The organism is Azospirillum canadense (genome assembly GCF_025961225.1).
GTDB lineage: Bacteria > Pseudomonadota > Alphaproteobacteria > Azospirillales > Azospirillaceae > Azospirillum > Azospirillum canadense.
On record NZ_JAOQNG010000002.1, the window covers coordinates 338,966 to 351,166 of the forward strand.

The 12,201-nt window shown below is 69.2% G+C and carries 10 protein-coding genes; all 10 read right to left on the minus strand.

The window, feature by feature from the left end:
• Positions 1-11: 11 nt before the first annotated feature.
• Positions 12-845, minus strand: a complete 834-nt coding sequence (locus tag M2351_RS16155; RefSeq protein ID WP_264657141.1) for a metallophosphoesterase family protein — start codon at positions 843-845, stop codon at positions 12-14.
• Between the two features lie 16 nt (positions 846-861).
• Complete coding sequence (locus M2351_RS16160) at positions 862-1,617, minus strand: WbqC family protein (RefSeq protein ID WP_264657142.1); 756 nt, start codon at positions 1,615-1,617, stop codon at positions 862-864.
• Positions 1,618-1,636: 19 nt separating this feature from the next.
• Positions 1,637-2,494: a hypothetical protein gene (locus M2351_RS16165; protein ID WP_264657143.1), complete on the minus strand. Its 858-nt coding sequence runs from the start codon at positions 2,492-2,494 to the stop codon at positions 1,637-1,639.
• A 240-nt stretch (positions 2,495-2,734) separates the two neighbouring features.
• On the minus strand, positions 2,735-3,727 hold the full coding sequence (locus tag M2351_RS16170; RefSeq protein WP_264657144.1) for an NAD-dependent epimerase/dehydratase family protein: 993 nt from the start codon (positions 3,725-3,727) through the stop codon (positions 2,735-2,737).
• Positions 3,721-5,148 (minus strand): nucleotide sugar dehydrogenase, encoded by a 1,428-nt coding sequence (locus M2351_RS16175; RefSeq protein ID WP_264657145.1) that lies wholly within the window; start codon positions 5,146-5,148, stop codon positions 3,721-3,723. Before M2351_RS16175 ends, M2351_RS16170 begins: the two co-directional genes overlap by 7 nt.
• A 102-nt stretch (positions 5,149-5,250) precedes the next feature.
• Positions 5,251-6,486 (minus strand): glycosyltransferase family 4 protein, encoded by a 1,236-nt coding sequence (locus M2351_RS16180; protein WP_264657146.1) that lies wholly within the window; start codon positions 6,484-6,486, stop codon positions 5,251-5,253.
• Entirely contained in the window at positions 6,483-7,856 is a 1,374-nt protein-coding gene (locus M2351_RS16185) for a lipopolysaccharide biosynthesis protein (protein ID WP_264657147.1), read from the minus strand. Before M2351_RS16185 ends, M2351_RS16180 begins: the two co-directional genes overlap by 4 nt.
• Positions 7,853-9,019 (minus strand): DegT/DnrJ/EryC1/StrS family aminotransferase, encoded by a 1,167-nt coding sequence (locus M2351_RS16190; RefSeq protein ID WP_264657148.1) that lies wholly within the window; start codon positions 9,017-9,019, stop codon positions 7,853-7,855. Before M2351_RS16190 ends, M2351_RS16185 begins: the two co-directional genes overlap by 4 nt.
• Before the next feature lie 58 nt (positions 9,020-9,077).
• Entirely contained in the window at positions 9,078-10,748 is a 1,671-nt protein-coding gene (locus M2351_RS44935; protein WP_319801892.1) for a Gfo/Idh/MocA family oxidoreductase, read from the minus strand.
• Positions 10,745-12,184 carry a nucleotide sugar dehydrogenase gene (locus M2351_RS16205; RefSeq protein ID WP_264657149.1) on the minus strand — a complete coding sequence of 480 codons (1,440 nt, stop codon included), beginning with the start codon at positions 12,182-12,184 and terminating at the stop codon, positions 10,745-10,747. The genes M2351_RS44935 and M2351_RS16205 overlap by 4 nt, the downstream gene beginning before the upstream one ends.
• Positions 12,185-12,201 lie beyond the last annotated feature (17 nt).

Genomic DNA, 12,201 nt, shown 5'->3' on the forward strand with positions numbered 1-12,201 from the left:
AGAGGGGCTTTTCAGCTGTTGAACGTCCTCAACAGGATCTCGTACAGCCCGACCTTGCGCAGACCTGCCTTGATTGCGGCGCGCAGGGGGGCGGGGAGCCCGGCGAGGCGGCGGGGCTTGATGCCCGCGCGGCGGGTCTTGGCGAAGGCCAACGCGTCGTTGTAGGGGACGCGGCGCACCGACAGCGTTTGACTCGCGGTGTCCAGCAGCATGAAGGTCGCCCGGCGCTCCGCGGTGCGCGGTTCGCCGACCGTACCGGGGTTGACGAGGTAGTAGGAGCCGGGCCGCAGCGCGACCTCGTCGCCGTCTTGGGCGAGAATGTCATGGGCGAGAATGGCGCCGTCGCGGTATTCGTGGACGCCTAGGCGGTGGGTGTGCCCATAGGCGCAGACCCGCGCGCCGGAGGGGTGCGCGATCAGCGCCTCGAAGCTCAGGCGGCGCTTGTCGTCGCCGTCGAGGCGGACCAGCTCGCAGCCGATGTCCGGATGCAGGGCACCGTGCACCGCGACCAGGTGGCCGTCCACCGCCACCTTCAGGGGAAGAGCGGATAGCCACGCGGTGACGTCCGCCGGGAGGTGCCGGCGGGTCCAGGACACGGCGCGGATGGCGCGGGCGCTGAACCCGTCCGTGCCGATCTGGCCCGTGACGGCCCGGTCGTGGTTCCCGGCCACGCACAGCGCGCCGGCGTGCCGCAGCAGGGCGACGCAGACGCAGGGATCGGTGTTGTAGCCGACGATGTCGCCCAGGCACACCAACCGGTCCACGCCCTCCTCCGCGATCGCGCCGAGCACGGCTTGAAGCGCTTCAAGGTTGGCGTGGATGTCGGACAGGATGGCGATCTTCACGGTGGAGCCTCCGCCCTCAGGCCGAGGGGCACGCGCTGGACATCGGATCGTGGAGCTGGGGTTCGTAGGACAGGTGACGCACCGTGTCGGCCGACCCGATGTTGAACAGTGCGTCCAGGATCGTCAGGCAGGGCTGGAAGGCGTCCGGCCCTTGCCCCGGCCCCGACCCTTGATGATAAGACTGCGGCGTGAATTCGCGCACCCACAGGTCGATGCCCGCGTGTTCGAATTTCGCCGGGTGCTGGTAGTTCTGCCCGCCGGCGCCGGAGAGGTAGGTGTCGCCACCCACCGCCTTCACCAGATCGATCAGGCGCTCGTCGCTGGTGGACTCCACCGCGAACGCGCTCGACAGTTCGAAGCGGCAGGACAGGCCGAGATGTTCGGCCAGCAGCATCGCCGCCCGCATGTTGAAGGCGGCCAGCAGGTCGGTGTCCGCCTCCAGGATGCGGTCCACCAGCGCCATCACCGGTTCGAAATGCGGCGTGCGGCGGTAGGTGTGCAGCAGCGTCGCGCGGTGGCGCCGGCGCCAGTCCTCGTCGGCGAACCGGACGTCCCGGATCAGCTGCCGCTCGGACCGGCGGACGGGCGCCGACAGCCAGTCGCCTCCCGTCGCCGAGTGGATCCGGGTGCGGTGGACGAAGCTCCTCCCCTGGGGCAGTTGCGCGTCGTCCAGGAAGACGAACACGTCGGCGTTGGCGATTTTCGCGAAATAGCCGAGCCATGGCAGGTAGTTCGGCTGGTGAATGGCCACTCGGACGCGCGTCTGGGTCATGTCGCTCCCACCCATCCCGCTAGATGAGGAATTTGGTGTCGTCGGCTGGCAGCATATCGGCGAAAACCTTCGGGAAGTTGGTCGTCATGTAGCGCCGCAGCTGTTCGGAGCGGCGGTCGCGCAGGACCTCCCAGAACTGGTCGAGCTGGTTGACCCCGCCCCACCATTCCGGATGCAGCAGCAGCTGGATGCAGGGGCGCCCTTCGGCGAGCCAGCCCATCAGCGGCTCGTAGAAGGCGAAGCTTCGCCGCGAATCCGACAGGTAGGACCGCGCGTCGAACAGGCGGGAGTCGTAGGCGCTGAGGAACCGTTCGTAGCGCCGGCCGAGGTTGCCGCGCGACGCGCGGTGGAAGCTGATGGTGCGGTCGATCGGCAGGACGCAGGCGATGACCCAGTCCAGCGTCTTGGCGATCGCCTCCTCCTCCGTGCCGGTCAGCTGCTCGTCGATGTGGAGGCCGACGCAATGGCCCATGCCCTGCAGGGAGCGGATGATGCCCAGCGTCTCCGGCACGAAGAAGGAGTAGGTTTCCGCGTTGAACTGGAAGAAGAAATTGCCGCGGACCCCGTGCTCGTGCTCGATCTCGCCGAGCCGCAGGGCCATCCCCGGTGAGATGTCCACGTCGTGCCGCAGGAAGAAGCACCGGCTGTGCGGCACGGCGCCGGTCGCGTGATAGTCGGCGAAGGTGGCGAAGCGGTAGCCGCGCGCCTGGGCCGACGCAAGGATGTGGCGGAAGGTTTCTTCGCCAAAATCGGGGCCGAAATCGGGCACTGGATCGGGAAGGGTGTCCGAAACCGCGCTGACGGGAGGCGCGGGAAAATCGGCGACCAGCAACCCGGCGTCGGGAAACAGTCCTTGGGCTTCGTCGGAAATCTTCATTTGGCACCCGTGTCGTCGGTGGGCGATGCAAGGTCGGTCGCGCGCGTTGCGGCGCAGCCAGCGCGCCTTACGGCGTCCTCGGGGTTCCGCCCCCAGCGGGTTCGGGCATGGTTTCCTCCCTCTCAACCCATTGTTTGAGCGTTCTTTTTCGGAATCTTACTTTTCACGTCCGCCAGCGGCAAGGATGCGAAAAGATAAATACATAAGAGGCGAAAAGAGGGCAGCGGTGCAGGCGACGCCTTACACCGCGCAGACGGCCTCATGGCCGAACACCCGGTCCCGGTACCAGTCGTAGGTGCGCTGCACGCCGCTCCGCAGATCGACCTGCGAGCGGTAGCCGGTGGCCTCCACGGCCCTGCCCATGTCGGGTGCCCGGCGGGCCGGGGAGCCCGGCGTTTCCGGCAACGCGGCGATGGGATTGTCGCGCCCCACCACGTCGAGCACGGTTCGCGCCAGATCGCCGATGCGCACCTCCGGCGTCTGGGTGCCGATGTTGAAGGTGTCGTTGGCGCAGGCTGGCAGCGCGGCCATGCGGATCAGGTACTCCACCGCGTCGTCGACGTAGCAGAAGGACCGGCTGTGCTCCACGCTCGCCACCTCCAGCGGCGCGCCGGCCGGAAGGGCGTGGGCCTTCTCCAGCAGCTGCGGGATGACGTGCGACAGCCCCATGCGCGGGCCGTAGACGTTGTGGAAGCGTACGATGGTGAAGGGCACGCCGGAGAAGCGGCACATCGCCTCCCCATAGAGCTTCGACAGCATGTAGGTGGTGCGCGGCTCCGTCAGGTCGCCGGCGGTCAGCGGCGTGTCCTCCGGCGTCGGAACGGGAATGCCGAAATGCTGGAGCGTGCCCGCGTAGATCTCGCTGGTGGAGGCGAAGACCAGCCGGCCGAGGGCCGCTTGCCGGCGCGCCAGCGCCAGCACCGTCTCCAGCATGGCGACGTTGGCCGTCAGAACCTCGTAAGGGCGGGAGCGGACCTGGGCGACGCCGATGATGGCCGCGAGGTGGAACATCTGGGTGTAGTCCGTGTCCATCGCCGCGGCGACGGAGGCGTCGCGCAGGTCCGCCTCCAGCATCCGCACATGCGGGCGCGCCAGCAGCTCCTCCAACGCCTCGTCCCGCACGCCGCGGGCGTGGTTGTCGAGGATGTCCACCGCGAAGCCCCGGTCGGCCAGGGTGCGCGCAAGATGGCAACCGATGAAACCGGCCCCGCCGGTCACAAGCGCTTTCAGCATGATTCCCCCATCATGATGCCGCGGCCAATGGCGGCGTGGCGGCAACCGAGGTCGCGCAGCTGGTGCCGCTGGGTGTCCGTCAGGACGTTGTTGGCGTCGACCACCACGACCGCGCTCCCCTTCAGCCAGGCCGCGAGGTCGAGGCGGCGGTAGGCGGGCGATCCTTGGGTGAAGACCACGGCGTCGAAGCCGTCGGCGTCGGGCAGGCTGCCGCGCACCGGTCGTTGCAGCTCCTCCCACCAGGTCACAAGCGGGTCGTGCGGCGTGACCTCCGCTCCATCCCGTTCCGCCGCTTCGACAAAGGTCTGGGCCGGCGAATAGCGGGTGTCGCCCACATCCTCCCGGTAGGAGACGCCGAGCAGCAGGATGCGCTTGCCCGCCAGCGATCCGCCGAGCAGGCCGCGCAGCTTGTCCAGTGCGACCAGAGGCATGGCGGCGTTGGTCCGCACCGCCTCCGTGCAGAAGGGGAAGGCGAGATCCTCGCGCTCGAACAGCGCGCGCGCGGCCACCGCGGCGAACAGCGGGTCCTTGGTCAGGCAATAGCCGCCGACGCCGAAGCCCGGCTGGCGCATGTTGGCGTGGGTCGGCCGCATGCGCACGGCGTTCACGATCTCGAACATATCGATGCCCACGGCTTCCGCGAAGCGACCCCATTCCTCCATGAAGGCGATGGTGACCGCGCGGTAGCTGTTCTCCAGCACCTTCGCCGTCTCCGACGCGGTGGTCGAGCCGAGGCGGGTCAGCGGGTAGTCCGTCACGTTGATGACCGTGGACAGGAAGCGTTCGCAGGCATCCGCCGCCTCCGGCGTCGTGCCGGCGTAGACCCGCCAGTAGTTGACGATGGAGTTGTAGTATTGCGCGCCGGGCATCACCCGCTCGTAGGAATGGGCGAGGCGCACGGAGTCCGGCGGCAGGCCGCGCGCCTCCAGCCCGGCGGCCAGCCGCGGCGCGATGACGCGCTCGCAGGTGCCCGGCGGCACGGTGGTCTCCACGATCACCAATGCGCCCGGCTTCAGCCGCGCGGCCAGAGCGTCGATGGCGCGCTGCATGGCGGCGAAGCGCACCTCCGGCCGCGGGGCCGACCAGTCGATGTCCAGGTTGATGTCCACCAGCACGATGTCGGCGTGCGCAAACACCCCCGCGTCGTCGGTGGCCATCAGGTTGCCGGCCTCGTGCGCGCGGGCGAGCGCTTGGTCCAGCTCCGGGTCGGCGCCGGGAAAGGGCATCTCGCCGGCGGCGATGGAGGCGATGCGGTGGCGCCCGGCCTCGTTGGGCAGGTCCACGCCGACCACGCTGTAGAGCGGCCGCCCGTCGGCGCCGCGCGCGTTGGCGACCGCGATCGCCATGGCCGACCCGACGAACCCCAGCCCCTGCACGCAGACGACCGGCCGGCCTTTTTCCAATTGGCCTGTGTCGAGCATGGCGACCGATGGCGCGGCCGGTGTCTCACAACAGTTCATAGGCAATTTCACACCTCGCTCAAGGTCTTGCGCGCCAACGGGCCGGGCGGCCGGGCCGGGGCCTCAGGTCGCCGCGGCGGCGGCGATGAAACGGGACGCCAGGACGCGATAGTCGTGGTTCTCCTGCACGAAGCGCCGCCCGTTCTGGCCGAGTGCGGCGCGTTCGGCCGGCGCCATGTGGACCAGCTGCCGGATGACGCCGGCAAGCGCTTCCGGGTCTTCCGGCGGCACGGTGAAGCCGCAGGCCCCTTCGCGGGCGAGGTCGTTGCTGGCGTTGCTGCATTGGACGACCGGGCGGCCGGCCAGCATGTAGTCGAACATCTTGTTGGGCGACACGCCGAACCGGTACAGCGGGCTCTTGGGCCAGGACACGACCAGCGTGTCCATCTGTTGCAGGAACCCTTGCACCGTCCGCTTCGGGATCACGCCGACGAGGTGGAAGTTGTCCAACCCCGTCGCCTCGACCCGGGCGCGGAATTCGTCGGCCCCTTGCCCGCCCCCGGCCAGGACGAAGGACACCGGCTCGTCTTTCAGCAGCGCGGCGGCCTCCAGCACCGTCCCGATCGCATCGGCCATGTTGATGCCGCCGGCATAGCCGACCAGGAAGCGCCCGCGGGCGCGCTCCGCCGCGATGTGGGCGGCGACCGGTTCCGGCAGCTCGGCGGGTCCGGCCTTCTGGAAGGCGGCGACCGGGATGCCGTTCGGCACATGCACGAACTTGCGCAGGTCCATGCCGCGTTCGGCCATGTAGTCGCAGACGTTCGGCAGGATGGAGATGACGGCGTCGGCGTTGCGGTACGCCCGGTCCTCCGCATGCTGCAGCAGGCGGATGTAGGGATGGTTCGGCGAATAGCCGCCGAGCAGCATGGGCGTCAGCGGCCACAGGTCGTGCACCTCGAACACCAGACGCGCGCCGACCATGCGGGCGATCCGCTCCCCCGGATAGATGTCCAGCGGGTAGGTGGAGGAGCAGATGACCACGTCCGGCCGTTCCTCCCGCGCGATGCGGCCGGCGTAGGCGGTGAGCTTGGAGACGAAGGTCAGGATGTTGACGATCCGGTTCACCCCGTTGCCCTGGTAGGGCCGCGTCCGCAGCCAGCGGAAGCGGACACCGTCCTCCTCCGTCACGGCGAGGTCGGTGTCGGCGACGGGCTGGGTGCTGCGCAGGTGTGAGAAGCTCGCCCCCACGATGGTGACCTTGTGCCCGTCCGCCACCCATTCGCGGGCCAGGTAGAAGGGCCGGTATTCCATGCCCATCAGGTCCGAACCCGCATAGTGGTTGATCAGCAGAATGTTCATCCCGGCGACCTCGGTTCGATGGTGGATGCCGCTTCAAGCTGGGCCTTGTCTCTGCGGCCCTCCTCAAGCCGGCGGATGCGCCAGACGGCGATGGTGTTGAGGATGAGCAGCGCGGCGTCCGACAGGGCGAAGGCGGCGGTCATGGCGATGACGGCGCCGAGCGCCGGCAGGTCCAGCCACCAGACCGCCAGCATCGATCCGGCCACGGTCAGGAGCCGCCCGACCTCCCACGCCGACATCCAGCGGTTCAGGCCGTAGAGGTGCAGGCAGGAGGTCGCCTGGGCGGCGACGCCGACGATGCTGGACAGAACGACGATCCCGGCGAAGCGCCCGGCCTCCTGCCACGCCGCGCCGAATACGAAGCCGAAGATCTCCGGCCCGTAGGCGGTCAGGATCAGGCCCGGCGTCATCAGGGCGAATAGGCCGGCGTTGAAGATCAGGAACAGCAGCCAGAGCCGCCGCGGATTCTCGGTCTGGAGGCGGGCGGCGTTGCCCCACAGGACTTGGTTGGCCGCTTGCCCCAGCAGGGCCGTCGGCTGCCACAGGACCCGGTGCGCCAGCGACCATTGGCCGGCCATGGCAAGCCCATAGAGCGACGGCAGGACCACGTTGGGAAGCTGGCGCCCCACTCCGTTGATCACGCCGGACGGCGCTGTCAGGAGCGCGAACTGGCGGTATTCGACGGCGACGCGGCGCAGGCGGTTCAAGGACATTCCCCGGACGCTGCGCTCCAGGTCGGGCCGGCACTGGCTGGCCGCCCGGACCAGGCCCAGGGCGTAACCGCCGATGAAGCCGATCATCAGCCCATCGGCGTCCGGCTTCACCGCCGCGACCGCCAGCTGGCACACCGCGGTGCCCAGCAACGTCACGAAGCGCTGCCCGGCCACCTGCGGGAAACCCTGGTTGCGGATCAGCCAACTGGTCACGATTTCGTTCAGCCCGACGATCAGAAGCGCCGCGGCGAGGAGCAGGGCGTCGGCGAGGCGGATCTCCACCCAATCCTGCGGGAGGGCCACGGCCAGCGCCCCCACCAGCGCGACCAGCACCGGCACCGCGACGGTCACCACCAGGCACAGCGCCAGCAGGTCGGTCGCCGTCTCCTCGTCCTTCGGCAGCGGCAATGCCCAGCCGTAGCGCAGCGAGGCCAGCGGCGTCAGGATGGTGACGATGGCGCCCAGGATCGTGAAGTGCCCGAAATCGGCCGGGTCGTAGAGGCGGGTCAGCAGGGGCGAGGCGGCGAAGACCAGCGCCTGCGCCAGCCCCACCGCGCCCGCGATGCGCAAAACGTCGGCCGAGACCCGCCGGAAGAACGTGCCGTGATGCCGCACGCCGTCCCGGAAGCCTTCGGCCGCCTGCGCCAGCCTGCTCATTCCGCAGCGGCCTGCACGGCCCCGAGGCCCGACAGCAGGCTGTCGGCGATGTAGCGCTGGTCCTCCTCGGCCAGATAGGGGTGCATTGGCAGGCTCAGCACCGTGTCCATCAGCCGGTCGGTGACGGGGAGTGTCCCGCCTCCCGCTACGGGGTAATGCCGGTAGGCGCCCTGGCGGTGCAGCGGGCGGGCGTAGTAGACCGCCGACGGCACGCCATGCTCCTTCAACCGCGCCATAACCGCGTCGCGCGAGCCCGTGCGCAGCGTGTATTGCGCCCAGGCGGAGGTGCAGCCGGGCAACAGGACGGGCCGGGCCAGATCCGGCGGCAGCAGGGCATCGTAGCGGTCCGCCACCTGGGCGCGGGCCTCCAGCTCCCCGGCGAACAGCTCCAGCTTCTCGATCAGGATGACGGCCTGCAGGGTGTCCATGCGGCCGTTCAGGCCGAGCCGGACGTTGTCGTACTTGTCCGTCCCCTGCCCGTGCACGCGCAGTGATTTCAGGACGGCCGCGGTCTCGTCGTCGTCGGTGAAGATCGCCCCGCCGTCGCCGTAGCAGCCCAGCGGCTTGGCCGGGAAGAAACTGGTGGTGGTAATGTCGCCGATGGTGCCGACGTGGCGGCCGCGGTACATGGCGCCGAAGGCCTGGGCCGCATCGCAGATCAGCCACAGCCCGTTCTCGCGCACGATCGGCTCGATGGCGTCGTAGTCGACGGCTTGGCCGAACAGGTCCACGGTGATGACGCCGGCCAGCGGCAGCCCCTGCTCCCGTGCGGTCAGGACGGCAGCCTTCAGGCTGTCGGGGTCGAGGTTGAAGGTGTCCTCACGCACGTCGGCGAAGATCGGCACGCCGCCCAGCAGGCTGACCGCCTCGGCGGTCGCGCAGAAGGTGAAGCTGGGGACGATGACGGCCTCGCCGGGCTTCAGCCCCTTGGCCATCAGCGCCATGACGATGGCGTCGGTGCCGTTCGCGCAGGAGATGGTGTGGCGGGCGCCGCAGAAGGCGGAGAGCCGGCGTTCCAGCTCGGCCACCTCCGGCCCCATGATGTAGGCGCCGTGGTCCAGCACGCGCGCGAGGGCGGCGTCCAGCTTGGGGCGGATGCGCTTCTGCTGCTCGACCAGATCGATGAAGGCGATCGGGCGGCGCAGAGGAGTGGTGTCGGTCATCCTTGTTCTTCCTTTTGGGTCTGTTCCCTCTCCCCAGGGGGAGAGGGTTAATTGCCGGTCACGCGATTTTCGCTTCCTCGACGACCTCCACCAGACGGTTCGGGCCGTCGAGGCGGTAGCGGGTGCCGGTGCGCGGGCAGACCAGATCCGGGCCAAGCTTCTCGCCGGCGTGGCTCATCCAGCCGATGCGGCGGGCCGGGTTGCCGGCGACCAGCGCGTGAGGCGGCACGTCCTTGGTGACGACGGCGCCCGCCGCGACGAAGCTGTAGGCGCCCAGGCTGTGGCCGCAGACGATGGTGGCGTTGGCGCCGATGGTTGCGCCGCGGCCGACGGGGGTCGGGCGGAACTCGTCCTTGCGCTCGACCTCGGCGCGCGGGTTGTTGACGTTGGTGAAGACGCAGGACGGGCCGCAGAAGACGCCGTCCTCAAGCGTCACACCGGCATAGAGGCTGACGTTGTTCTGGATCTTGCAGCGGTCGCCGACCGTCACGTTGGGGCCGATCACCACATTCTGCCCGATGGTGCAGTCGCGGCCGATCACCGTGTTCTTCAGGATGTGGCTGAAGTGCCAGATCTTCGTGCCCGCCCCGATCGCCGCCCCGTCGTCGACGCAGGCGGTTGCGTGCGCCGTGTAGGGAGGCGGGGGAGGAGCTGCCGCCGGCTCCGCCGTGGTGAGGTCCACCGCTGCGCCGGACTTCATGGAGCGCTGCGCGGCCTCCAGCACCGCCAGCACGCCGATGCCCTCGGTCACGTCGGTGCGCGGCTGCTTGCCGTCGCGCACGCAGTCGAGGAAATGCAGGCACTCCAGCCGCAGCGGCTCGGCCGGAAGCACCTCGATGGGGATGGCGTCTGCCTTGTTCGGCTCCGGCATGCCGTCTCGCCAGTCCACACGGTGCGGGTAGAGCATCAGCTTGCTCGCCCAGGGCTCGCCGTCGTTGAACACCGCCATGCCCGCGTCGCCGACGACGACCAGCTTCTGCTCCTTGACGGGGTGCAGCCAGGAAACGTGGATGTGCCCGCTGATCCCGTTGCGGAAGGTCATGTGCGTGGTCGTCAGGTCGGCGATGCCGGTGTAGAGGAAGCTGTGGCCGACCGCGTGGACGCGGTCTGGCGGCCCGCCGGTGAGCGCCAGGATCATCGAGATGTCGTGGGGCGCGAAGCTCCAGAACACGTTCTCGGTGTTGCGGAATTTGCCCAGGTTCAGCCGGTTCGAATAGACGTAGCGCAGCCGGCCGAGCCGCCCTTCCGCCACCATCTGCTTCAGCCGCAGGAAGGCCGGATGGTATTGCAGCAGGTGCCCGACCATCACGACGCGCCCGTGCGCCTCGGCGGCCCGGCGCACCATCGCGGCGTCCGTCTCGGCAAGCGCCAGCGGCTTCTCGACGAAGACGTGCTTGCCGGCCTCGATGGCGCGGATCGCCAGGGCGGCGTGGGTTTCCGCCGGAGTGGCGAGCACCACCGCGTGGATGGCCGGGTCGGCCAGCACCGCCTCGAACGGCAGGGCCGGGACTTCGAACTGCCGGGACAGCTCGTCGGCCCGCGTCGGCGAGGCTTCGGAGATGGCCGCCAGCGCGCCCAGCGCGTGGAAATTGCGCACCAGGTTGATGCCCCAGTAACCGCAACCCACCACGGCCACGCGCACGGCCGGGCCCAGGGTGGAGTTTGGCACCGGTGCGACGTCGCTCTTCGGGGCGTCGTCTTTTTCGGCCTCTTTGGAGATGATCGTCATGCCTTGGCCACCACGTTCGCGAAATCGGAATGGAGCCCCAGCGCGCCGACGGTGTTGCGGGTGTCGATCACCAGCTTGGAGAAGCGCAGGAGCTTGACGTAGTCGACGTTGTCGTGATCGGTGACGATCACCGCCGCGTCGTAGCGGGCGAGCGCGTAATCCTCGAACGGGATGCACGCCTTGCCGGCGAGCGACGCGTGCTGGCGCGTCGGCGGGATGACCGCGAAATGGGGGTCGTAATAGTCGACCTTCGCGCCGGCCCGGTCGAAAAGCTCCATGACCGTCAGGGCGGGGCTTTCGCGCATGTCGGACACGTTCTTCTTGTAGGCGATGCCCATCACCAGGATGCGCGCGCCGGACAGGCCCTTGTGGAAGCGCCGGTCAAGCTCGTCGCGGGTGCGGTTGAGCACATAGGCCGGCATGCCGTTGTTGACCTCGCCCGCCAGCTCGATGAAATGCGTGGCGACGCCGAGTTCCCGCGCCTTCCAGGTCAGGTAGAAGGGATCGATCGGGATGCAGTGCCCGCCCAAGCCGGGGCCGGGGTAGAAGGGCATGTAGCCGAATGGCTTGGTCTTCGCGGCCTCGATCACTTCCCAGATGTCGATGCCCATGCGGTCGTAGACGATCTTCAGCTCGTTCACGAGCGCGATGTTGACGGAGCGGAAGATGTTTTCCGTCAGCTTCACCGCCTCCGCCGTTTCCGGCGAGGACACGGGCACCGTCTTGACGAACTGGTCGTAGAGCGCGGTGGCCAGCGCCAGCGCCGCCTCCCCATCGCCGGACACCACCTTGGGGATGCGCGCCGTCTCGAACTGGGCGTTGCCGGGGTCCTCGCGCTCCGGCGAATAGGCGAGGAAGAAGTCCTCGCCGGAGCGCAGGCCGCCGGCCTCCAGGATCGGCCGCATGACCTCGCGCGTGGTGCCGGGGTAGGTCGTCGATTCCAGCACGACCAGCTGGCCGGGGCGGAGATGCCGGGCGATGACCCGCGTCGTCTCCTCCACGAAGGACAGGTCGGGCTCGTGGTGGGGGCCCAGCGGGGTCGGCACGCAGATGAGGATGGCGTCGGCCTGCTCGAAACAGGCGCTGTCCACCGACGCGGCGAAGCGGGCGTCGGCAACCACCTGGCCGATGCGGTCGTCGCCGATGTGGCTGAGCGGGCTGCGGCCGGCGTTCAGGCGGGCGACGGTCGCGGCGTCGATGTCGTAGCCGAGGACGTGGAAGCCGGCCTCGCAGGCGGCGAGCGACAGGGGAAGGCCGACGTAGCCGAGCCCGACCACCGCAACGGTCGCGGTCCGCTCCTGGTAGCGCGCCAGCAAAGCCCCGACATCCGGGCGCCCGGCGTGTGCCGCCCGGCTCGACGTCGCGGGATCGGCGATCAGCCGCGCGGCCGCCCCGTCGTCAAGCGCCTTCAACGCTGTGCTGTCGATCTGGTGCATGTGACGTTTCCCTGCGC